The sequence below is a fragment of the Kiritimatiellales bacterium genome, assembly GCA_041656295.1.
GTDB lineage: Bacteria > Verrucomicrobiota > Kiritimatiellia > Kiritimatiellales > Tichowtungiaceae > Tichowtungia.
This window is the reverse complement of sequence record JBBADV010000006.1, coordinates 120,339-144,089: the sequence shown is the minus strand read 5'-3', so window position 1 is coordinate 144,089 and position 23,751 is coordinate 120,339. Positions and strand designations below refer to the sequence as shown.

At 51.7% G+C, this 23,751-nt stretch carries 22 protein-coding genes and 1 tRNA gene; 3 read left to right on the top strand and 20 right to left on the bottom strand.

Going from position 1 to position 23,751, the window contains the following annotated elements:
* From WC959_05915 to WC959_05885, 7 genes are all read right to left on the bottom strand, one after another.
* Nucleotides 1-948, bottom strand: coding sequence for a hypothetical protein (locus WC959_05915; protein ID MFA5688664.1), 948 nt, complete (start codon nt 946-948; stop codon nt 1-3).
* Complete coding sequence (locus WC959_05910) at nt 945-1,970, bottom strand: amidohydrolase family protein (GenBank protein ID MFA5688663.1); 1,026 nt, start codon at nt 1,968-1,970, stop codon at nt 945-947. Before WC959_05910 ends, WC959_05915 begins: the two co-directional genes overlap by 4 nt.
* A 60-nt stretch (nt 1,971-2,030) precedes the next feature.
* Nucleotides 2,031-2,531 (bottom strand): secondary thiamine-phosphate synthase enzyme YjbQ, encoded by a 501-nt coding sequence (locus WC959_05905; GenBank protein ID MFA5688662.1) that lies wholly within the window; start codon nt 2,529-2,531, stop codon nt 2,031-2,033.
* Between the two features lie 12 nt (nt 2,532-2,543).
* Entirely contained in the window at nt 2,544-3,254 is a 711-nt protein-coding gene (locus WC959_05900) for a triose-phosphate isomerase (protein MFA5688661.1), read from the bottom strand.
* Nucleotides 3,255-3,270: 16 nt separating this feature from the next.
* The gene (locus tag WC959_05895) at nt 3,271-3,864 is read right to left on the bottom strand and encodes an SIS domain-containing protein (protein MFA5688660.1); all 594 of its coding nucleotides are present in this window, start codon (nt 3,862-3,864) and stop codon (nt 3,271-3,273) included.
* An 18-nt stretch (nt 3,865-3,882) separates the two neighbouring features.
* On the bottom strand, nt 3,883-4,635 hold the full coding sequence (locus tag WC959_05890; protein MFA5688659.1) for a DeoR/GlpR family DNA-binding transcription regulator: 753 nt from the start codon (nt 4,633-4,635) through the stop codon (nt 3,883-3,885).
* A 175-nt stretch (nt 4,636-4,810) separates the two neighbouring features.
* Nucleotides 4,811-4,886, bottom strand: a tRNA-Gly gene (locus WC959_05885).
* 198 nt (nt 4,887-5,084) lie between these two features.
* Between WC959_05885 and WC959_05880 the strand changes: the two genes are divergently transcribed.
* Both WC959_05880 and WC959_05875 read left to right on the top strand, forming a co-directional pair.
* Complete coding sequence (locus WC959_05880; GenBank protein ID MFA5688658.1) at nt 5,085-6,416, top strand: hypothetical protein; 1,332 nt, start codon at nt 5,085-5,087, stop codon at nt 6,414-6,416.
* Between the two features lie 45 nt (nt 6,417-6,461).
* Nucleotides 6,462-7,484, top strand: a complete 1,023-nt coding sequence (locus WC959_05875) for a hypothetical protein (protein MFA5688657.1) — start codon at nt 6,462-6,464, stop codon at nt 7,482-7,484.
* An 88-nt stretch (nt 7,485-7,572) separates the two neighbouring features.
* Here the strand turns inward: WC959_05875 and WC959_05870 are convergent, their stop codons facing one another.
* The 7 genes from WC959_05870 to WC959_05840 form a co-directional block, all read right to left on the bottom strand.
* Nucleotides 7,573-7,803, bottom strand: coding sequence for an exodeoxyribonuclease VII small subunit (locus WC959_05870; protein MFA5688656.1), 231 nt, complete (start codon nt 7,801-7,803; stop codon nt 7,573-7,575).
* 2 nt (nt 7,804-7,805) lie between these two features.
* Nucleotides 7,806-9,071 (bottom strand): exodeoxyribonuclease VII large subunit, encoded by a 1,266-nt coding sequence (gene xseA, locus WC959_05865; GenBank protein MFA5688655.1) that lies wholly within the window; start codon nt 9,069-9,071, stop codon nt 7,806-7,808.
* Nucleotides 9,072-9,117: 46 nt separating this feature from the next.
* Nucleotides 9,118-9,888 carry a TIGR00282 family metallophosphoesterase gene (locus WC959_05860; GenBank protein ID MFA5688654.1) on the bottom strand — a complete coding sequence of 257 codons (771 nt, stop codon included), beginning with the start codon at nt 9,886-9,888 and terminating at the stop codon, nt 9,118-9,120.
* 145 nt (nt 9,889-10,033) lie between these two features.
* Nucleotides 10,034-11,275: a hemolysin family protein gene (locus WC959_05855; protein MFA5688653.1), complete on the bottom strand. Its 1,242-nt coding sequence runs from the start codon at nt 11,273-11,275 to the stop codon at nt 10,034-10,036.
* 119 nt (nt 11,276-11,394) lie between these two features.
* Nucleotides 11,395-11,859 carry an rRNA maturation RNase YbeY gene (ybeY, locus tag WC959_05850; GenBank protein ID MFA5688652.1) on the bottom strand — a complete coding sequence of 155 codons (465 nt, stop codon included), beginning with the start codon at nt 11,857-11,859 and terminating at the stop codon, nt 11,395-11,397.
* A complete protein-coding gene (locus WC959_05845; protein ID MFA5688651.1) occupies nt 11,786-14,098 on the bottom strand; it encodes an HDIG domain-containing metalloprotein in 2,313 nt (770 codons plus the stop codon). The genes ybeY and WC959_05845 overlap by 74 nt, the downstream gene beginning before the upstream one ends.
* 20 nt (nt 14,099-14,118) lie before the next feature.
* Complete coding sequence (locus WC959_05840) at nt 14,119-15,060, bottom strand: PhoH family protein (GenBank protein ID MFA5688650.1); 942 nt, start codon at nt 15,058-15,060, stop codon at nt 14,119-14,121.
* A 201-nt stretch (nt 15,061-15,261) separates the two neighbouring features.
* On the opposite strand from WC959_05840, the gene WC959_05835 reads away from it, so the two are divergent.
* Nucleotides 15,262-15,459 carry a hypothetical protein gene (locus WC959_05835; GenBank protein ID MFA5688649.1) on the top strand — a complete coding sequence of 66 codons (198 nt, stop codon included), beginning with the start codon at nt 15,262-15,264 and terminating at the stop codon, nt 15,457-15,459.
* A 310-nt stretch (nt 15,460-15,769) separates the two neighbouring features.
* Here WC959_05835 and gatA read toward each other — a convergent pair whose 3' ends face one another.
* From gatA to WC959_05805, 6 genes are all read right to left on the bottom strand, one after another.
* Nucleotides 15,770-17,224 (bottom strand): Asp-tRNA(Asn)/Glu-tRNA(Gln) amidotransferase subunit GatA, encoded by a 1,455-nt coding sequence (gene gatA, locus WC959_05830; protein MFA5688648.1) that lies wholly within the window; start codon nt 17,222-17,224, stop codon nt 15,770-15,772.
* 107 nt (nt 17,225-17,331) lie between these two features.
* Entirely contained in the window at nt 17,332-17,628 is a 297-nt protein-coding gene (gene gatC / locus WC959_05825) for an Asp-tRNA(Asn)/Glu-tRNA(Gln) amidotransferase subunit GatC (protein ID MFA5688647.1), read from the bottom strand.
* A 362-nt stretch (nt 17,629-17,990) separates the two neighbouring features.
* Nucleotides 17,991-20,924 carry a glycosyl hydrolase gene (locus WC959_05820; protein MFA5688646.1) on the bottom strand — a complete coding sequence of 978 codons (2,934 nt, stop codon included), beginning with the start codon at nt 20,922-20,924 and terminating at the stop codon, nt 17,991-17,993.
* Entirely contained in the window at nt 20,911-21,702 is a 792-nt protein-coding gene (locus WC959_05815; protein MFA5688645.1) for a hypothetical protein, read from the bottom strand. Before WC959_05815 ends, WC959_05820 begins: the two co-directional genes overlap by 14 nt.
* 155 nt (nt 21,703-21,857) lie before the next feature.
* Nucleotides 21,858-22,928 carry a uroporphyrinogen decarboxylase family protein gene (locus WC959_05810; protein MFA5688644.1) on the bottom strand — a complete coding sequence of 357 codons (1,071 nt, stop codon included), beginning with the start codon at nt 22,926-22,928 and terminating at the stop codon, nt 21,858-21,860.
* The gene (locus WC959_05805) at nt 22,925-23,746 is read right to left on the bottom strand and encodes a hypothetical protein (protein MFA5688643.1); all 822 of its coding nucleotides are present in this window, start codon (nt 23,744-23,746) and stop codon (nt 22,925-22,927) included. Before WC959_05805 ends, WC959_05810 begins: the two co-directional genes overlap by 4 nt.
* Nucleotides 23,747-23,751 lie beyond the last annotated feature (5 nt).

Sequence of the window (23,751 nt, the reverse complement as noted above, 5' to 3'; positions counted from 1 at the left end):
TTAATATCCTTTATCCCAGTCGACTGTGATCGGCGCTGCAATTTCTTCTGAAACGTAAGCATCCGACGGTTTTAACTGAATGATCGAATCCGGAACCTGCGGCGAAACCGGACCAAACAGGCAAAGGCGCGCCGTTAGTTTCTGCCACGATGTTGTTGTTCCGTGAACGCCGATAGAATACATTCCAAAACGGTGTTTCGCTTCCAGCACTTGTGCCGGCCCGATCGTGGCGGCTTTCGGCGGAATTGCGGCAATATCGCCGGCGGCGCCGAACGAACCGTGCAGCGAATTCTGCGCCAGTGTAAACGGACTGAGCGTTACGATGGACGGACCCATTTTTAAAAACTCTTCTTTATCCTGCGGGACTTCCGGCGCATCAGGATCGACAAACGCAACGTGTCCTGTCCAGCCGGGGCCCATATAACAGACGTCGGCGCCGCCGAGATCGGTTAAGCGTTTTCCGTAATCGGCAAAGGTTTCTTTTGTGATGCCGATCATCTGGTTTTCCGGCGGACGCAGGGCGGGATCGATTTTGGAATAGAAATGTTTTTTCAGCGAGTGCGTAAAGCCCCATTGCCAGCTTTCCGGCGCGATATTGCCGTCCTGATCGGCATATTCATCCATATTAAAGGTGTACAGGTTCCGGCAGTCGATGCGGCAGCGGTTAATCATACCGGCGACTTTTTCATAGAGCGGCCACGGCTGCGGAATAATCATCACCAGTTTTCTGCCCGCTTCGGATGCTTCTTTGATGCGGAAAAACATATCCATCATGAAGGTGAACCAGAGATCAAAACTTTTTACAACGTGCACGGTAAGTGTGCCGTCGGAGCGTTTTACAAAATCTTCACGGCCGATCTCGCGCATTTTTTCAAGCAGCGCTTTATCGCGGAACGGGACGTGCATTGACGGGTCATATTTGAACTCTGCAGTTTCAAATGTCTTCATGATTTATCCTTTCTATTCTCTCCTAACAGCCAACGCTGTGAATTATATATTCCGATCTGCCGCCGCATGGTTTCCGGCAGTTTGTTAAATTCGTTAATTTCGGTATCTGTCGCGCAGCTCAACTGCACGATAATTTCTTCGCCGCTTTCATTAATAAAGCGGCTCATAAAACAATAATAGGGTGAATCGGTACCCCAGATCATTGTCTCCGGATAGGCCTCGGCGATGGTTTTCATGGCGACCGCATGGTTGCTGTAGTCCGCTGAAAATCGTTTTTCCGGCACTGCTACCGCCGGATGATTGTCAATCGCCAGTTGACAATGGATATTGAATGCCGAAAAATCGACAAAGCAGTTGGGCAGTTCCGCCGCTTCATCCAGCGCCCGGCGATCAAACCGGCAGGTATGCGCGAGGCAGAAACGAACATCCGGACGCGCTTTGACTACATCCAGAATTTTATGCACATTCGCCCATGGATCGTCCGGATGCACTGCCGTATGAATCATCACCGGCCAGTTCTGTTCAACCGCAAAATCCAGCAATACGCTGCCGGCACTGAGCAGTTCAGTGATCTGCGCATGCAGGTAGCTGGAGGCGGTTTTCAGTCCAAATACCGGATATTTTTCCGACAGCCGGCGTAAGACAGCAACCTGCTCCTTCTGGGCGCGCGCCGGATCAAAAAACATAAACGGCAGCAGCCGTCCGGCGCACTGCGGATAAGCTTCATAGATTTCACGGCAGAGCAGTTCATTTTCCGGCGCGTACGGAGCATCAAACGCCGCGGCGGCGCGCGTCATGCGTCCTTGCAGAAAATCTGCGAAATCGAACCACCGGCTGTAAAGGAACGGAAACGTTACCGCAACATCCACGCCCCACCGGTCGAGACGCACCAGCAGATCTTCCGCCGATTGCGCATACGGAAAATCACCGCGGTAAAAATTCACCGCATCCATGCCGGTATGCGTATGCACATCAATTAATTTTGCGGTGCTAATGTGCTGAATGATCTGCTGTCTGTTCATCGCCGCATTTCCTGATTTTATGACCGGCGCCGGAAGAGAATTCCGGCGCCGCTGCAAAACTTATTCGCCGATAATCTGGACTTCGCAAACGCGTTTGCGTTCACGAACCTGATCCCAGTCGATGAAATAGATGAACCCGAAATCGCCGAGCGACACTTCACCGTCGTGCAATACGATGGTTTCCGAACGGCCGAAAAAACAGGAGCGCAAATGTGCATCCGTATTCAAACTGCCTTTCGGTTCTTCGTCCGGAAAACTCAATGCAAATTTGATGTGTTCCGGACCGGGGTGATGATACTGCCCCTCGGTGCGGCAGGTCGGAATCATTTTTTCCATGATCTCCATCAAATCAACCTGCAGAAACTCGCGGCCGAAATAGTTGAGGTCATGTGAGCATTCCTGTGTGATCACAGAACAGGTTGTATGATGTGAATACACCACGCAAATGCCGTTTTTAATTCCGGATTCAGCCACAATGGCTTTCACGCCGTCTGTTACATTATGAAAACAGGGCATGTGGTCTTTGGACTGCAATTCAATCGTCTTTCTGAAGACAGCCATAACTATTCCTTTCTATTTATTTTTCTGATTACGCTCATCCCACGCTGTCCGCAGCGCGCAGATCATCTCTTCCACCATCGCCGGCGGATTCGCCGCTTTAATAATTCCGCTGGTACAGCCTGTCGCCATCGCACCGGCGGCAATTACATTATATACATCCTGTCCGGTGGAAATTCCGGCACCTTGCAGAACCATGATGTCCGGATTGACGGCTTGCACTGCATCAATCGTTGCGCGCACATATTCCGGACCACTCGGCGTACCGGTACCGATCAACGACGTCGGCTCAGCCACCATCAGGTTCGGCCCCATCGCCGCAATCGCTTTAATTTCTTCCACTGTGTCGGCGCAAACAATCGTTGCCAGACCGACTTCATCGGCGCGCCGGATTGTTTTTTCAATCTCCTCCAGCGTCAGTTTTTTCTCCGCATGGTTCAGCATTACACCGACTGCACCGGCAGCTTTCACCGCTTCCGGAAGAACGGAGCCGAGCCCGCGTCCAACCGGCAGAGAATCCATGTGCGGGGCATACACATGAATCCGGCGTGTGTTATCGGCAAGCAGTTTGATGTCGGTGTATTGCGGCGTGACGATAATATCGACGTCATACTTTTCCGCGACGCGGTCAATGTCCAAAGCCAGCGCCAGCATTCCTTCACCGTATAAATACGCTTTCGGCCCGATTTCAAAAAACGGTGCTCTGATCTTATAATTCCGGTACATATTTCTCCTTTAAAATTTATTTGTTAAGCATTTCACCGACTGCGCCGCCGGGATGAATTAAGCCGAACTGCTCGCGTGTATATCCGGTTTCGACAATCAACGCACTTAACAGCGCATCAAACAGCGCCACAGTCGCAATAAAGCTTGCTGTCGCCATCACGCTTAACGAATCGCTCTCCCGTTCGATCTGCAATTGCAGCACAATGTCCGCAGCGCGAGCAAGCGGTGAATCCAGATTTTCTGTAACGGCAATCAGCGTGGCGCCTTTTTTATTGCACACATCAATGATCGGCAGCAGTTCAACAGTTTTTCCGCCGCGCGACACCATCACCAGAACATCTTCAGGTTTCAGTCCGCCGAGTCCGCCGTGCACCGCTTCCGCCGGCGGCATAAACATTGCCCCGCGTTCGATGCAGCACAGCGAGTGTGCAAATTTTTTAGCCGCGATACCCGACGATCCGCTGGCGCAGGTCATAATACGCGGACAGCTCGCCAGCGCATCCACCGCCTTTCCGAATGCAGCCTGATCCAGATAATCAATCATTGCATGAACCGCATCCGTTTCAATTTTCAGTGAATTTAACCCGGCATCTAATGACTCTTTTTTCATTTTCGTTTCCTTATAATATTACGGCATCTCCGCCAAAATGAACTGCGTACCGGAATTTTTCAGCGCTTTCCGGTGAGCGGAAGAAATTCCGGCATCGGTAATCAGCGCTTTCGTATCCTGCAGCGACCCATGTGCGATTAACGCCGTCTTTCCAATCTTACTGCTGTTCGCCAAAACATATGTGCGTTCCGCCTGCGCGCGAATCCGGCGGTCAACTTCCGCGACGCGCGGATCGCCGGTGTAAAGTGTCCCGTCAAGCCCGATGCCATCCGCGCCCTGAAATGCAATATCTACCGCGAACATGCTGAGAATTTTTTCGGTGACGATGCCGGTCAGTTCCGGTTTGCCGCGCCGTAACACTCCGCCGAGCAGGACAACTTCGATGCCTTCTGAGAATTGCAACGCCGCCGCAACGGCAAGACTCGGAGTAACCACCGTCAAATCACGGTAATCGCGCAGCAGCATTGCCAGCTCAAGCGTTGTCGTTCCGTTGTCCAGAATCAACCGGTCGCCGGGTGAAATCAGTTTCAGCGCTTCCATTGCAATCGCCTGTTTTTCGGCGCGGTTGTCGGACCGGCGGACAGAAAAATCAAATTCAAACAGCATCCGTTCCGTCGGCAGAGCCCCGCCGTGCGTGCGCTGCACTGTGCCGGATTCTTCCAGCTTGCGCAGATCGCGCCGGATTGTCATTTCGCTGACGCCATAGGCCTGCGCCAACCGTGAAATCGAAACACCCTGCTCTTTCGATAATGCATCTTTAATTGCATTCATCCGCGCAGCTGCAGTATTTGGCTTATCTTTCACTATGTTAATTTTTGTTGTTTATTTTTATAAACTAACAAAATTTAACATTTCGTCAACTGCGTTTTTACGGTTTGGAGCAAATCTTTACAGCAGACATGACAAACTCCTTAAGAAAATCAATATTTTCCAGGAATATGAGAAGTGGAGCGGGTGAACGGATTCGAACCGTCGACAATCACGTTGGCAACGTGATGCTCTACCAACTGAGCTACACCCGCGATAGAAAGTGCGTTAGTATGCGAATTGCGCATTTCATTGCAAGCTGTATTTTTTTTAAAAATCCATTTCTACAATCTGCCCTCTTTTACAATCTATCGTTTTGGTTCGAAAAAAGTTATGGTCTAAATTCAGCTTTATGCCGGAATTTCATCTGCTACGCTCAAACACTATTTCTGAAAATGAAACACATACATCCAGTGTCCGGTCCGTTACCGGGTTATACGCCGGGGCGCGCGGCGAAATTTTATATTCCGCTGGTCATTCAGGCGGCGTCACAAAGCCTGACCTATCCGCTGGTCGCATCCATTGTTTCGCACGGCGCAAACGGTGCGATTGATCTGGCGGCGTTTGCGCAGGGTCAGCAAATGATGTTTCTGCTCGGTGCAATCGGCAGCGGACTGCTGACCACCGGTATGGTTTTCGGTCACGATGCCTCTGGATTCCGCGTGTTTAAACAGTTGAATCTGTATATGTGTCTTACTCTGGTTATTCTGCAGCTGCTGCTGAGCGGAATTCCGGCGGCGGGAAAATTTATCTTTCACGGCATTCTCGGGCTTGACCATCTGATGACGGAAACCGCCCGCAACGTGATGTTCTGGAGCACGCCGGCTCAGATCTGTTTCTTTTTCCGCAATGCCGGATTAGTGCCGCTCTACAATGCGCGCGCCAGCGCACCGGCCAATAATGCGACACTCTGCCGGATCGGTTTAACTGCCTGTCTTTCACCGCTGTTTGTGCACGCCGGCTGGACAGGACCGTTCATGGGCATTGTCGCGATGACCGGTCCGGTGCTGCTTGAACTGCTGCTGACGCTCTGGTTCGCGCGCCCGTATGTAAAACAGCTTGCAGCCTCCGGCGAACCGCACGCCGGATTACGCACCCAGTTTATGTTCACCATGCCGCTTTCATTCGGCGGCATATTGCTGTCATCCGCCGGGATTATGGTTGGCGCGTTCATTGCGCGTGCAGCCGCACCGGCGCAAATGCTGCCGATTCATTATGTTGCGATGGGGATTGTAAATCCGGTTGGACTCGCAGCCCTGCGCATGCAGGCCGTGACGCTGGCATTTCCGCCAAAAATAAAACAGGATTCATCCGTTTTCAAGTTTGCACTGGCATCCGGCGTTGTGCTGGCGCTCTTCCCGCTGGTCGGACAAATCCCATGTGCGGCGCAGTGGTATTTTGGAAAAATTCAAAATCTGCCGGCGGCGGATATTCCGCTGGCATCACAGGCCATGCTGTTGATCTCCATTCTGCCGGTGATTCAGTCGCTGCGCGGCCATGCAGAAGGACTGGCCGCCTGGCGGCGGCGTCCGAATGCCATTCTTGCCGGACAGGCGATCAATCTGGCGGCGCTGGTTTGCACTCTGTTCATCCTGCTTAATTTCGGATTGCCGGGATATTTGATCGGCGTGATTGCTATCCTCGTTGCGACAACGATGACGTTGATCACCATCCGTCTCGGTCTTTTCTGGGCAGAGATGGAAGAAAAGTTCGGGCGCACTCCCGCGCCGCGCGAACAGAATTGATAAATTTAACTTTCAGGCGTTTGGCAGACTCTGTACATTTCGCGCATGCTTTTAAACCGCACCATACGGCTTTTTCTGGACGGCATCGGCCGGCGCGAGGAATATGAGTTTTATCTCAGAAAATTCCAGTCTGCCGGCGGCGGTTTTTTTGCACTGCTTGTGCCGGACACGGAAAGTCTGGAACAGGCCGCTGACGCGGTGGTATTTGATCTGAATTTTCTGCAAACACTCGGGCTGCGTCCGGCGCTCATTTTGTGCGGCACCGATGCCGAAGAAAAATGGGACCGGCTGAAACACGATCCCCTGTTCGAGCGCGTTGCATTTCCGTCGACCGGCAATGATACAACCCGGATTCCGGTATATGTTGAGAGCGGTGTTTCTGCGACGGAAAGTTTACGGCAGAAAATCCCGGCGCTCGGCAAACGCGTGCATTTTATTCGTGCTGCCGGCGGTCTGAGCATGGAATATTATTATCTGCAGAATCCACCGGCAGATCTGCCGGCGAATGATGCCGCATTTGCCGCTGATGCCATAGAACTGCTTAATGCAAAACCGGGCACGCATATTTCGGTGACATCGCCGATGAAGCTGCTGCAGGAAATTTTTACAGTGAAAGGCGCCGGCACTGTTTTCCGGCGCGGCAGTATCATTTGCACCGGTGCGCCGTATGATACCGGAAAAATTATGGCGCTGCTGGAAGAAAGTTTCGGATGCAAACCGAAACCCGGTGTGCTTGAGGCCGTAACAAAAATTTATTTTGAAGAACATTATCGCGGTGCCGCCCTGCTTGAACAGCATCCGCAAGGACTTTATCTTTCAAAATTCGCTGTCGGTCCCGAAGCGCGCGGCGAAGGTTTAGCACATGAATTATGGGACGAAATATGCAAACACCATCCCTCTTTATTCTGGCGGTCACGCCGGAATAATCCGGTCAATCAATGGTACGACCGGAAGGCAGACGGCCGGTGCAATGCCGGCGACTGGATGATTTTCTGGCGCGGCATGCCGACAGAATCTATTCCCGATCTGATTAAATTCTGTACTGCGCGGGTACCGGATTTTATTTGAACATTTGGAGTATAGTGACAAAAACAGCATTCGCTGTATCGCTGTATTACATACAACCTTCGTAACCAATACAGCTCAATGGACGGGTTTATTCTTCCGGTGTGAACGGCTCGGTGGACAACTCGTTATCTTTTTTAACAAGCTTTTCGATTCTCTTTTCAACTTCATTCAGTTTTGCCGAACAGAGAGTGACCAGCGTTGATCCCTCTTCGAAATGTTTAATCATCTGTTCGAGTGAAAGATCACCGCTTTCCATTTCGTCAATAATCGTTTCGAGCCGCCGCAGCGATTTTTCAAAATCAATCGTTTTATCAGCCATGATTACACCTCTTTCTCTTTGACTTCTGAAATAATGATTCCTTTGGCAACACGGGTTTTCAGCACGCTGCCGGTTTTAACTGCTCCTGCATCGCGCACCACAGTACCGTCGACGGTTTGCGTTAAACTGTAACCGCGCTCCAGAACTGCCAGCGGACTGAGTGCACGCAACTGCACTCTAATGCGTTCAAGTTTCAGGCGCTTTTCGATCACAGCGTTTTCAAGGCAATGAAGTATCATTTGCTGCAAACGCGGCAGATGCTGGCGCTGTTCAGTGACGGCGGTTTGCAAACGGTGCGACAGTGACAGCGCCGCTTCGTCGATACGCTGCTGTGTTTGCCGGAGATCATTCCGCAGCGCGTGAATCATATTTTGTTTCTGTGCCGGAATCCGTTCTTTTAAAATCAGTACTTTATTTTGCAGTGCACCGGAAATCCGCGCCGCCGTTTTTTTCAGTTCCGCTTCGAGCTCCGCTTTGACCGGCACAGCCAGTTCAGCGGCGGCGGACGGTGTCGGTGCACGCACGTCAGCAACAAAATCGCTGATGGTAAAATCAATTTCGTGTCCGACCGCTGAGATAACCGGAATCTCCGATACCGCGATGGCGCGCGCTACAATCTCTTCGTTGAATGCCCATAAATCTTCGATACTTCCGCCGCCGCGCCCGACGATAAGAACGTCGATATCTCTGCGCGTGTTTAAATATTCAATCGCACCGGCGATGCTTTTTGCGGCGCCGGCGCCCTGTACGGTGACCGGTGCGAGCAGAATTTGTATGTTGGGAAAACGCCGCGTGAGGACGTTGATGATGTCGCGAACGGCTGCGCCGGTGGGCGAGGTAACGATGCCGATTTTCTGCGGCACCGGCGGCAGCGGTTTTTTGCGAGTCGCAGCAAAAAGCCCCTCTTCTGCAAGTCTGGCTTTGAGTTTTTCAAACTGTTCCTGCAGCGAACCTTTGCCGGCATTTTCCATTTTGCGGACGATCAGCTGATAGCTGCCGCGCGCTTCGTACAAACTCGCTTGCGCCAGCACACGAACTTTTATGCCGTCTGCCGCTGCAAATAAGACTCCGGCGGTATGCTGTTTAAACATGGCGCATGCAACGGCGGCGGCGGAATCTTTGAGCGTGAAATACCAGTGCCCGCTGGAGTGGCGCGTGAGCCGCGATACTTCACCTTCAACCCATACTTCGCCGAGTGCATTTTCGAGCGTGAATCGCGCCGCGCGGTTCAGTTCGGCAACACTGTAAATTTTTCGTTCGGAGTTCACGGATTCCAGCATCAATTATAAAAAAACCCGGTATGAATAATTTCGGCTACATTCTTTCTTTTATTCGCTCGATAGTGCGCGTTTTGCCCGTGTTCATGTCAACGTCGAGGATAATACCTTCGAGTATCGGATCTTTTTTTGATACATCGAATTTTTGCGGCATACCGGTGAGAAAGCGCTGCACGACAGGCTCAACATCGCGACCGATGACGGAATCGTGCGGACCGGTCATACCGGCGTCAGTAATATACGCGGTGCCGTTCGGCAAAATGGTCTCATCGGCAGTTTGCACATGCGTATGGGTGCCAAGCAGCGCGGTCACGCGTCCGTCGAGGTAACGCCCCAGTGCGATTTTTTCAGAGGTGGCTTCAGCGTGAAAATCGATAATAATAGTTTTTGCATTCGCAAGCCGAATCAGCTTGTCGGCGGTGCGGAACGGACAGTCGTTCGGGTCCATGAAGACGCGGCCAATGAGTGCGATCAGGCAGAGCGGACCTTCCGGCGTTTCGAGCACCGTCATTCCGCGTCCGGCGGCGGACGGCGGAAAATTCGCCGGACGGACAATGCGCGATTCGGTTTCGAGCAGCGGAATAATGGTTTTATCATCCCATGCGTGATCGCCGAGCGTGATGGCATCGGCGCCGGAATTTAAAATTGCCTCGGCGATTTCAGCGGACGGTCCGCGTCCGCCGGCGGAATTTTCGGCGTTTGCAATTACAAAATCAACACGGCCGGCAGCGCGCAGTCCGGCGGTGACACGCTGAAAAATCTGCCGGCCGGTGCTGCCGGCCATATCGCCTGTAAAAAGAATCTTCATAGTGTGAGAATACCGGTTTCCGGCGCAAGAATGGAATCAAAGTTTCAGTTTTGTTCCCCCTCTGCGTTTTCCCTCGTTGAATGCCGCACTGCTGCCGGCGGCAAGAATCCGAAGAGACGGCGACTTGATGGTTACTATGCGAATGTCATTCGTTCGGCACAAGTAAGAGCGTATCAATCCGGCGCAATGTGGCGGTTTGAACGGTAATGACAACACCGGGCGCCGTAATTTTTGTCCCGGCAGGCGGTATGATGCCCAGTTCGTTGAGCACGTAGCCGCCGATAGAATCGTATTCATCGCTCTCCGGAATCTCCAGATTCAGTTCCTCATTTAAATCGGCGACAGGATAACTGGCTTTGACAAGAATGGAACCGTCGGAGCGTTTTTGAAGCTCTTTTTCGGCGAGATCATATTCGTCGTGAATTTCACCGATGAGCTCTTCGATAATATCTTCCATGCTGATGATGCCGGCGGTACCGCCGTATTCGTCAACGACGAGTGCCATTTGAAAGTTGCGTTCCTGCATTTCGTGCAGCAGGTCGTTAATCGGCATCGTTTCCGGCACGACGTGCATTTTTTTGGCAATCGTTGAAACCGGTGCTGAAGTTTCACCGCGCGCGAGCGGGCGGAAGAGATCTTTGACGTGGACGATGCCGCTGACGTTATCAATTGTTTCAGCGTACACTGGAAAACGCGAATGACGTGAGCCGATAATTTTATCAACACATTCCTGCACGGTGGCTTCGGCACGCAGACCCTCGATGCTGACGCGCGGCGTCATAATCTCGCGCACAACCGTTTCATTGAGCTCAAATACTCCGCGAATAATATCGCGCTCGTCCTCTTCGAGCTCCTGATCATCCGCCTCATCAACGAGCGACATAATTTCTTCTTCCGGCGACGGCCGGTCGGTTTCTTTCGCCGTCGAAAGCGCATGCTTTAATAACCGGCGTTCGAATGCATAAAAGGGCCAAACCACCGGCGTTAAAATCCGCGCGCAGAATGTGACGAGCGGCAGAAAAAAAAGTGACAGGCGGTCCGCATAACTTTCGGCGAGCACATACGGAATAACGCGAATGAACAGGATATAGAGCAGCGTCAGGCCAACAATCAGCAATGCCCATTCCCAGGAGTGTTCAAACCGCAGTGCTCGCACCGCAAAATAAACCGCCGCAATTTCAAACAGCGTCAGACAGAACAGCAGTGTGATGCGCAGCAGATTCCAGCGTTCCGCCCACCGTTCAAATACGGCCTTCGCATGCGGTTTTTTTTCGACCAGCCGCAGAATTCCGGCGTTACCTGTTTCGCGGAATGCCGAAAAAAGAATAGCCCAGAAACCGGCGATGAGCAGCGCAACAATACTGTACGTTAATTGTGGTGTATTCATTGTTTACCGTGAATGAACACGAATCAGGGAATTTCTTCAATCGCGAATTATCGCGAATAACAAAATCTGCTTAACAGGAAATGCATCAGGGCGGTGCATCTGTTTCCCGGAAATGGAAATCAAGCATCCGGAAACAGCGTTTTAATGTCCGTTTTAATTCCGGCAAGGCGGCGGAGTTCGGTGCGGCGCATGGCGGCGCGGCGCGCCGGCGTGTTATCATCGGCGCCGGAAAGATGGTTGAAACCGTGTGCGATGTAGAGTGCGAGTTCAGCAGATACACCGGAATGTTGCGGACCCTCTTCAACAGCGCGGTCGACGTTGACAATCAGGTCGCCGGTGCAGCCGGCTTCGCCGGGGATCGGATCGTACCGGAAACTGATGACATCAGTGGGACGGTCTTTACCGAAAAATTCACGGTTGGTTTGCGTAATGCCGGCATTGTCGGCAAGTAGCAGCGTAACCTCTTCCCATTCAACCGCCGGCGTGCCGGCGCGCAGATGAACAGCGAGCTCAGCCGTCAGTTTTCTGATGGCCGGCAGGTTGAGCCGGTGTTTCTTCTGCTGGTTCCTTACGGTTATTTTCATCTTTCGGGTAGGCGATGCGCCCGTGGTTCATGTTCGTGAGTGAAAAAATAATCGAGTCTTTAATTTTATACAGTTCGGCGAGTGTCAGCGGGCAATGATCGAGCTGACCGTCGCGCAGGCGCGCATTGAAAATGTCGTTAACGAGTCCGGCGATGCGCACCGGCGACGGTTTGTCGAGCGAACGCGATGCGGCCTCGCAACTGTCGGCCAGCATAAGAATACCCATTTCACGCGTTTGCGGCAGCGGGCCTTCATAACGGAAATCTTCATCGTTCACCCTGCTGCTGCCCTCTTTCTCGCTCTGTATTTTAGCCCGGTGATAAAAGACAGAAACGAGCGCGGTGCCCTGATGCTGTTGAATGCCGTCGATGACGACCTGCGGCAGTTTATATTTTTTTGCCAGCGTGATGCCTTCTTTGACGTGCGAAACGATAACGAGTGTACTCATGGTCGGCGTAAGTTCGTCGTGCGGGTTTTCTGCATACTGAATGTTTTCAGTGAAAAAGCCGGGTTTTACGAGTTTGCCGATGTCGTGATAGTAGGCGCAGACGCGCACGAGCAGTCCATTGGCGCCGATGGCCTCGGCGGCATTCTGCGCTACACTCGCCATCATGAGCGAGTGATGATAAGTCCCCGGCGCCTGAATCGCGAGGCTTTGCAGCAGCGGGTGGCTGAGATCAGACAACTCAAGCAGCGTGATGTCCGTTGTGATTTTAAAAAGTTGTTCAAACACCGGAATTAACAGCATGACCAGCAGCGCCGAAATAATTCCGCTGGCAAGCGCGCTGCCAAGCTGCGGCAGCAGCAGTTTCCACGCGGGATGTATCAGTGCGGCGAGAATGACGGCAAGCGCCGCTTTAACCATCCCCGCCCAGAAGCCGGCACGGAACAGCGTTGCGCGGCGTTTGACGTCCTGCGCAATAAAAACCACCGTGATAGTGACGAGCATGCCGGAAATGAAAACGTAAAAATTGTCGCTCATCAGACTGGCCATCGCATAGCTGCTCCAGAAGCCGGTGATCAGCCCCGGCACGCCGCCGAGCAGTACGGTGGCAAGCAGCGGTGCGAGCGCCAGCGGCATCATAAAATGCACCAGCAGCGCCGGCACCATAAACGGTCCGGTGGAGAGATAGAGCAGCAGTTTCGCGATCAGAATTGGAATCAGCGCAACAACGAACAGCATAAGTGTATGTTTGCGCGAGCTGATTAAATCCGGACGGACAATGCCTGCCATTCCAATGGAGAGAATAATCCCGAGCAGCAGCAGAAATCCGCTGCCGATCATTCGCTGAATCCGTTCCGCCGGAGTTTCAAGCTGACTGAGCCGGCGTTCGTGTGCCGCCAGCCATTTAAGGGTCTGTTCTGTAACTGTATCGCCGGAGCGCACCAGAATGGTTCCGGCATCTACTGTATCAAGCACCGGTTCAACCTGATCACGCGCCACTGCGCGCCGCGCAGCGGTTTCGGCGGAATCGAACACCACATTCGGCACCATCCACGGCATAATGAAACGCCGGACGACCTCTTCATTCTGATTTTCCCGCGACAGTTGTTTCAGAATTGCCGCAGCCGCATGTTTGACGGCGTTCGGCTGAGTAACGAAATCGGACAGATTACAAATGACTTCTGCCTGCGGTTCGCGTATCGTAATCTTTCCGGCGGTCGCCAATCCGGTGAAACGGGTTGTCAGATCGTTTTCAGTAACAATGCCGCTGCGCGAATTATCTTCAACCGCATTTAAAACGATTTCCTGAAAATCGAGATCGTCGTTCGGAAAAATTTTCAACAGATCATCCATTGCAAGCGGGATGGCAAGCAGATCCAGCAGATCATTAATTGATGATTTTAACAGTGTCGACTGCTCCGGGGCCGAGACCGACTGGAACGATTTAAATCGCGGAACTAACTTGGTTAACGCCTGCCGCGCCTGAGTGATGCCGCGATGATCAATCCGGAATACCGGCAGCACATCGTCCGCTGCTGCCCGCCGGTGCAGTTCAGTAGCAGCGATCGTTTCCGCCAGAAAATCCACTGAGGCAATAATTGTTTCCGGTGCGTGCTGTCCGGGCACCAGCGGCTGCGGACGAACCAGCCGGCCGCTGTAAAACAGCGCGGTGAGCCCCAGCCAGACAACTGCCGCGGTGAGAATATTAAACATCGGCATTTTACAGCGCTGACGGCGCACAACGATATCTTTGGCAACGCGATCAACAATTTGTTTAGAAAGTTTACGTTTCATAACATTCCCTTTTGGAGAATTTATTTCCGGCGCCGGTAGGCGCGAATAATTTTCTGCACGAGCGGATGGCGCACCACATCCTTTTCCGTCAGTTCAATGAAGGCGATGCCGTCAATTTTTTGAAGAATGCTGTGTGCATCAATCAGCCCGGATTTCTTTTTTTCCGGCAGATCAATCTGCGTCGGGTCGCCGGTGATTACGGCGCGCGATTCAAAACCGAGTCGCGTCAGCAGCATCAGCATTTGCTGCGGGGTTGTGTTCTGTGCTTCATCCAGGATCACGAATGCGTGGTTCAGCGTGCGGCCGCGCATGTAGGCGAGCGGTGCAACTTCAATGACCCCGCGCTCCATCAGCCGTTGAATTTCTTCCGCCGGCAGCATGTCATGCAACGCGTCATACAGCGGACGCAAATACGGATCCACTTTCTGCTGCAGGTCGCCGGGCAGAAAGCCGAGCGCTTCCCCCGCTTCAATCGCCGGGCGTGTTAAAATAATCCGGCTCACCTCATCATTCAGCAGCGCCGATACTGCCGCTGCCATTGCAAGATACGTTTTCCCGGTGCCGGCAGGACCGAAGCCGAAGGTAACCGGATGATGTGCAATCGCATCAAGATACATCTGCTGACCAACCGTGCGCGGAAATACCGGCGCTTTGCGCGGACTCACCGTAATGCGCATCGCCGCAAATTTTTCCAGTACATCTTCACGGCCCTCTGCAAATGCCGTCAGTGCATAATCAATCACCGGCGCGCTCAGCGGCATACCGCGCGACCGCGCGGCACGCAGTCCCTCAAAAAACTGCGCCGCCGTTTCTGCCCCGTCGCCGGAAATTTTCAACCGGGTATCGCGCGCCGTCAGCGTCACACCGAAACAGCGTTCCGCATTCTCGATCAGATTCGCGGAAAGAGAAGTCAGGTCCGAAGCCTCACAGGCGTTATCGAAATGTAGAGTGATTTCACTCATATATAGTGGTCGGGAATTTACCGCGTTTCGCGCCGGACGGTCAAGGGCGATAAATCGAGCCGTTAAACGGCGAGCTTCGAACCGGGAATCGCAAACACTGCTTCATCATTCGGATTTTTTGTTGGAGATTCCGATAAAACCAGCGCCGCAAATGTGAAAAATTTACTGTTCTGAAAAATTCCAGCGGCTATTATCGCACATATGACAAAAACCGCATTCAGTGAACAGCTTTACGAACAGCTTTTCTGGGATGTTCACCGCGCCGATATTGATCCGGACCGGCATGCGCGTTTTTCGCCTGCCGGTTTAATCTGCCGCGCACAGCATTTCGCGCTTATAAAAACCACACCGGAACACGGGAATTATAATTTTAACAAACCGCAGATATCACGGATATAAACAGATGAATAGTATTGCTGATTTTTATCCGCGTAGATCCTGTTCCTCCTGTCAAAAACTCCTCTAATTCTTCTGCTTAAAATCCGTTTATATCCGTGATATCTGCGGTCAGAATGCAGTCTGTTTTTCGCAATAATCTGCGAAACAAAATATTCCGGAAACAGCATTTGGAACGTCGAAAAATCGTTTTGTTATTTCGATAACGCCGAAACCGATTCTGACCCCCGTGACCTGTGTGGACAAACATGGGAACAAGTAAAACAAATCATCATCACAGACTGCCGGCTTTGAATTGCTTAGCTGTAAAAAATTATTCCGGGCGGCGTTTGTGCCAGTCAGTGGTTTGTTCGTAAGCATGACCGACTTTAAAAATGCTGGCTTCCTTAAACGAGTCGCCGATAATCTGCAGCCCGACCGGCAGGCCGCCGGAAGAAAATCCGCACGGCACACTCATCGCGCAGTTGCCGGAAAGATTCACCGGCACGGTGAGAATGTCGTCGAGATACATCTTTAACGGATCATCAGTTTTTTCACCGAGCTTATATGCCGGCGTCGGTGTGACCGGTGCAAGAATCGCATCGCACTGTGTAAATGCTTTGTTGAAATCGTCGCGAATGAGTGTGCGGACTTTCTGCGCGCGCAGATAATACGCATCATAATAACCGCTTGAAAGAACGTAGGTCCCCAGAATAATCCGGCGCTTCACTTCCGGGCCAAGGCCGGCAGAACGGGTGCGCTCATAAAGCTCCATTGGATCAGCGCCATCGATGCGCATGCCGTAGCGGATTCCGTCAAACCGCGCCAGATTCGCCGAGGCTTCGGCGGTGGCCACGATGTAATAAACCGCAATGGCATATTTTGAATTGGGCAGACTGACATCCACAATTTCAGCACCAAGATCCCGGCAGTGTTCTACCGCAGCGCGCACCGCTTTTTCAACATCAGGATCCATGCCGTCGATAAAATATTCTGCCGGCAGGCCAAGCTTCATTCCTTTCAGACTATGATCGTCGGTTAACCGCTGCGCAAATTCCGGCGCCGGAATTTGAATTGAGGTCGAATCCAGCTCATCCTTGCCCGCCATCGCGTCGAGCAGAATGGCGGCGTCTTTCACTGTTTTGGCAACCGGGCCGACCTGATCGAGCGACGACGCAAAGGCCGTGACACCATAACGCGAAATTATGCCATAAGTCGGCTTCATGCCGATACAGCCGCAAAACGCCGCCGGCTGCCGGATTGATCCGCCGGTATCTGTGCCGAGCGCCGCAATCGCTTCATCAGCGACAACACCGGCCGTTGAACCGCCGGATGAACCGCCGGGAACGCAATCCGGATTCCACGGATTATGTGTTTTTTTAAACACCGAACTTTCAGTGCTCGAACCCATTGCAAACTCGTCCATATTTGTACGACCAAGAAATACCGCACCGGCGACGCGCAGTTTCGCAATCACTGTCGCATCAAACGGCGAAATATAACCTTCAAGCATGTTCGAGGCACAGGTACACGGCTGATCTTTTACATTGATTAAATCTTTAACTGCCAGCGGGATTCCCAGCAGTGCGCCGGTTTTTCCGCCGGCGCGTGCGGCGTCAGCCTCCTCCGCCTGCTGCAGTGCACCGGTGCGGTCGATTGAAATATACGCACCGATTTTTCTATCGCGTGCGTCAATCGCCGCGAGAACATCCTTTACAATATCCACTGAAGTGCATTTGCCCTGTGACTGCAGTTCCGCAAGTTCCAGAATTGTTTTTGTGTTTAACATATTTTTAACCACTGATTTTCACGACGAATAATTTTAGACCGGATAACAGGATTTTCAGTTTCCATCCTCTGTGCCTTTGTGCCTCTGCCTCTTCCATCATGCCGTCCCTAAAACTGTTCATTAATCTTTGGCACAAGAATCTGACCGTTACGCGATGCCGGTGCATTGTTCATTACGGTATCGCGCTCAAGCGACGGACGCGGAACATCGTCGCGCAGCACATTCACCAGCGGCATCGCGTGTGCCGTCGGCTTTACATTCGAAACATCCGGTTCATTCAACTGCTCGACATACTGCAGGACCTGCCCGAGCTGTTCCTGAAACAGTTCCGTTTCTTCCGGCGACAGTTGAATCCGCGCCAGATTCGCCACATAAGACACATCAATTTGATTTGCATCTGCCATAAAACTAAACTCCGCAATGAAACAAATACTATATATCTGTATCTGCTTATAAATCAAACGCGGATTTCTCAACTGAGAATAATAACCGGAGAGATTTTTAACCGCGAATGGACGCGAATGAACGGGCATATTTTCAGACAGGATAAACAGGATTTTTATTTTTGTGCTTTTCTTGTTTTTGCGGCAGACAATAGACAAAAGTTGAACATGATCCGGCTGCAAAACTACAGAATAAAACCGGTGCCGGGCCGCCGGTGAATCAGCAGAATTCCGGCACAAAATGGTTGTATGAGCACACCAGCTTTACAACAGGCGTGTGTGATTTCTCGCCGGGTACCGTACGATCATATAGTTTGTGAAATTTAAATTATTTCCGGCGAACGTAATAATCCCGCAGGAAGAAGAATTGGCACAGGGCTGAAATCGTTGCCTTCTGTAATCCAGTGATCCGGCCCATTATGTTCCCGGTTTTTCACGGCGTCATGTAACGGTCCGAAAGTGTTGCGTCGGGTTAAAATAATTTCAACATCCACCGCGCCGGTGTAATCCGACACATCCGCTTCAAACGGGTCCCAGCCGAGGATCTGTCCGTTGACTTTCGCGCAGGCGCCGGCGATCGCCGGCAGACGCAACCGCCGTGCATTTTCGGGCAGCGGAACGCGGTAAATTACACCGCCGGAATAAAACGGGAAGCCTTGCAGACAGATGTCGCCGGCATTCAGTTTTTCCGGTGCCGGAATAATTCGGCGCACCGCACCGGCAAGTTCTACGCCGAAATTTCCGAGCAGATAAATGGCTTCCAGATTGCTGTTTTCGGTATATTGTGTTTTCAAAGTGATTTCGTTAGTGCCGGTTTTTAAACACGGTGCCGGAATCCGGATGCGGTGAAACGCAATATCAATCCACCGCTGCGCGCCGGCAAAATCAAGCGCTGTACCGTTGATTTCCACAGCGAAGTTTTCCGGCTCTTCTATGACCAGATCAATCCATTCCGGTATTGTTTTAATTTCAAAGGTGAAACGCAGTTCAACCGGACACAACTCTTTGATCGGATGCTGTGCGGTAAACCACGGCTGCAGCATTTCACCGCCGCGCCGCATTACGCCGTAACGGTCGCGCACCTGCTGATCAATTTTCAGCACGTCCATTTCCGGCTGCAGATATTCATTGTTCAACCGGAACTGCGCGGAATCCAGCACGCAAATGTTCGGTTCGGACAGAGCATAGTCAAACGGACCGTTAATCGTAGACGCGGAACCCGCGCCGCGTTCTGCCGGTTCAGAGAAACGCGACGAAGGTGTCGCGTCTACACTGGCAATCCAAAGTTTTTGTCCACCGGCTGGAAAATCAACAGCAAAGGTCTGCCAGCCGTTTTCGTTGACGGTTTCAACGGCGCAGATTGCGCCGGTTTCACAGTTCCATTCAAATACCGGCAGTTCTGTTTTAATGCGCACGGTGGCGTTTTCACGCCGGTGGTCACGATCCACATTCAGCGCCGCAAAAATCAGTCCGGTTTCGGTGCGGCGCAATTGACCGAAAATATCGGCGGCATCAACCGTTGCTGCCGGTGCCGGCACAGCGGACAAAACTGCATTCTTTAAAAATTCAACTTTCTTAAAATCTGGAATGTTTGCTTTGAGGGCATTTACATAGCCCGGTGTGTCGCCGGCGATAATGACGTTTCCGCCGGTTGCTTCAAATTTTTTCAGCAGTTCAACAGTCGTTGAACGGATGGTTTCCATGCCGGAAATTAATACGGTCTTATATTTCGCACTGCCGACATTTAATATGTCGCCGTCAATTGACGCCAGACGCGAGAGCATCTCTTCATCACCGTAATCAAAGTCGACCTGACTTTCCAGCAGCCAGGTAAAAAGCATTTGATAGCTTTGCTCCAGTGTTTTCAGATGATCATCCTGCAGTACAAGGTTTTTTGACCAGCCCGGATAAATCTGCGCCCAAAAACTTTCTACTGGATTTACTATTAGCAAATCGCAAACCGGCTCGCCCTGCGCCATCATGAGGCTGAAACGGGCAAAATAATCTTCCACATGTTTGTATTCTTTATACCACGGTGACTGATGCAGAATGCTCGCCGGAAAATCGCGTTTGGCTTCGCCGCGCATGGTGTACCATGCAAGGTGATGACAGCGCAGATTAATGCCGAGCAGCGCCTGCCAGTCACCGACGGCTTTATGCCCGGCAGACGGCATCTGCCAGCCGGTGCAGCCGTACAGTTCTGAGAGCAGATGCGTTTTGCCGGTCTGCCGCGCGGCGGAGGTCAGCTGCTTAACGATCCAGTAATTACGATTGCCCTCAGTCAGCACATCCACGCCGGGATAATCCATGTGCTCATAATAGCGCATGATCGATCCGCACATTGCCGTTTGCGCTGTAAGATTGTCTTCATGTAAAACGTGTCCGGTTAATATGAGATGATGTTTCCGGCACCACTCCTGACACGGTTTTGCAAAGTTTTCGATAAAAAGCTGCTGAAGCAGTTCAATATAATGCCATTTGACTTGCGAAACACGTTCGCCGTTAACGTGAAAAAACAGCTCCGGCAGTTTTTCCTGCAGATCATAACCGAACCGTTTTTTAAACTCAGTAAACAACTCCGGCGTATACGGCGTTGTGTATTCCCCGTTTTCCACATACATTGAAAAACCGTCCATCACGGCGCCGCGATGCGGTTCGTCGGTGAAAATACCTTTGATGGATTTGCCCAATCGTCCACCGCATTTCTGCGCATATTTTTCATGCGTGCATTTTAAAAAGGCTTCGGTTGCGGCGCGGTTCATCGTATCGACATAGGTAAAGCCGTTATAAAAGCCGCTGTGCCCCTGCTCTATAATTGAAAAACGAATCCGGTTTTTTCCAGCGCCGAGATTGGTACAGATCACGCCGTCCAGATCGCCGGTGGTTTCATAAATAACATTGTCGCGCGATTCCGCCGGGTCAATCTCCAGCAGAATCGCTTTCTGCCGGAATTCCGGATGCTGAGTGACCATGCCGCCGGCGAGGCCTGACGGCCAGCGGTCTTCATCGTACAGCCATGCTTCCAGTCCGGTTTTTTCTGCTTCATCGGCACAGGCATTAATCAGTTCAAACCATTCGTCACCGAGATATTCTGTTTCGAGTCCGGTGCGCGAGTGCATGAAAAATCCGCCGAAGCCCATCTCTTTCATCACATGGATCTGACGCAGCAGTTCGTCTTTTTCCAGTTTGCCGTTCCATGCCCAGAACGGTTTACCGCGCCATTCAATCGATGGATTTTTAAACTCACTCGGATTCATTTTTTATCCTTTCAACTGTTTGGCGAATTTCATTCAACGTACCAATAGTCAAAAACACGTCGTACTCAACCGTCAGGCCCTTTGTCAGCGCAAAATTCCGAAGCGGGCCGACATACGAACAAGCCGGGACATCGGGGCCGAATTCATTGAATTCTGCCCTGAAACGATAACAAGTAAAGTTGGTCGTGCTGGGCACATAAATTCCAATGCCCCAATCCGTGCCGTCGAGATACGCCAGCCAGCTTTCCGGTGCGATTCCGTTTTCATTCGGCCAGCCGGGAACCCGGCGAACAAGGCCGTTTTCCGCCGTATATACGAGATTGGAAAACGTGGCGTCAACAAAGACTGCGGGCATTTCCTGATAGCGCGGTGGTCCCTGATCTTCTCCGGTATAAATCATTGTAAAATGAATCCGCGCAACAGAACCGGAGAGTGTAACCGTCTCTTCCATGACGGTATCCGGACAAAACCCGCCGCCCGGCCAGTTGCGCGGCTTAACTCTGGCATATAACGAGTTTTTTCCGGCTTTAAATTCCAGTACGCGGGAAGGCTTTCCGATGCCGCTTCCGCCCTGTACGGGATTGTATGTCCATGGCATGTTCATAAAAACCGAACCGTCCGGCGCACCGTAGTAGGACTGCTGAATGAAGCGGCCTTCGTCGTAGTGATTAAGCAGATTTCTTCCGGTGCTGCTTTCCGCAAAATAACCGATGCACGCACCGCGTGACCGGTCTACACCAATCCGCACGGTGCCGTTATCCAGATATTTCCAATCCACCGGAAAACAGGCTCCGGCATACAGAATCAATCCGCAGAACGCACAAAATATCCTGAAACGTTTTTTCACAGAAAGCCCTCTTTACATAAACATGTATACCTGCCGGATTCCATCAGGACTTTCATGGAACACTGCGTCAATACGTTCCTGCGATGTCATGATTTATAGACTCCGTATTCGTTGGCGGTTTTATACATCGCCAGCACATTTTCCACCGGCGAATTGTCCTGAATCATATGCGTCGGCGCAAAACAGTAACCGCCGCCGGGCATCATGACATCCAATGTATTCCTGCAGCACTCAATCACGTCTTCAACGGTTCCGCCGGCCAGCACGCCCGCCGTGGAAATACATCCGTGGAATGCCAGCCGGTTACCAAATGTTTTTTTCAAATATTCCGGCGACATATTGACTGCTTCCGGCTGAAGCGTATCAACCGCCGAAATTCCCAGTTCAATAAAATCGTTAAACGCCCAGCTGCTGGATCCGCAACTGTGAATCATGACCGGAATATTAAACGTCGCGGCCAGATCAGCATATTTTTTGTGATGCGGCTTAATCAGTTCCTGATACATCACCGGACTGATAATCGGTGCAATCTGCGTTCCAAGGTCTTCTCCCATCCAAAACAGGTCAATCTGCCCTTTGGCCTTTGAAAACAGCCGTTCATAGACTGTCAGCTGCTGTTCAACATACCGGTCAACTAACGCAAAGTATGCTTCGTCCTGTAACGCAATATCGCAAAGCACCTGTTCCATCCCGCGCAACCGTCCGGTATGATTGATGATGTCCCCAACACCGGCATGTCCGGTAAGCCGGCACAGATTTTTTTCAGCTTCAAACTGATACACAACTGCGTCATAATCGTAAGTGTCCGGATCCGGAAGTTTATGCAGAGACAGCTCCTCTCCTTCTGCATCCTTCAACGGGAAATCGCAAAAGTCCCAGTATCCGCCGCTGCCGTGCTCAACCCAGCGGGTTCTCACGCCCCACTCATCAACATTCAACCCGTCAACCGGCGGATGAACCGCTGGTCCGATATAAAGCGGAAATGAATGAAAAAAATCGATATTCAATGCTTTTCGCAAACCGGTATGATCGTCCGGTGCAAGGTCGAAATGGTTTTTCAACCGCCGGTCAATTCCAGAGTTTGCCATATAATTAACCGGTACCCGATCCGGCGCTGCATGATGCAACGCCGTTAAAACCCGTTCTCTTGAGTTCATTCTTTTTCTGCGATTTCAGTAAACTGCGTCTGAATTTCCTGCAGTGTTCCGATTGTCAGGAAAACATCATATGTAACATTCAATCCGTTTATCAGTGCGAAGGTTCGTACCGGTGCAGCATATGAACAGGATGCCGCGACCGGCGCCGCCGCACCGGCGGAAAACCGGTAACAGGTAAAATCCGGCGTACCGGGCGCATAAATTCCAATGCCCCAATCGGAATGATCCAGCCATGCAAGCCAGCATTCCGGCGCATTTCCACGTTCATTCAGCCAGCCCGGAACACGGCGGGTCAACACTCTGTCTGTGGTATAAACCAGATTTGACAACACCGCATCCGTAAAAACCGCCGGCATTTCCTGGTGCTTAGCCCTAGTCTGTGTTTCACCGGAATAGTTCATTTCAAAACGGATATGTGCAACCGCGCCGGTCAGGGAAATTGTCATTTCCATCATGGTTTCCGGACACAATTCTCCACCGGCCCAGTTGCAGGGAAGCACTTTCGCATAAATTTTCTCGGCTGTTTTTTCAAAAGCAGTTACTTTGGAGTGTTGCCCCTGCCAGTTCCCGCCTTGAATCGGATTGTAGACCCACGGTTTCCCGTTCCAGTCGGAGCCGTCCGGATCGCCGTAATACGATTGCTGAATAAAGCGTCCTTCATCGTAATGATTCAATAAATTCCGGCGGGTAGAACTTTCACCAAAAAATCCGATGCACGCACCGCGCGCTTTATCCACGCCAATCCGCACGGTGCCGTTATCCAGATAAACCCACTCCGCGCCGATTGCAGCACCGGAGAAAAAAACGGACCACATCATACAAA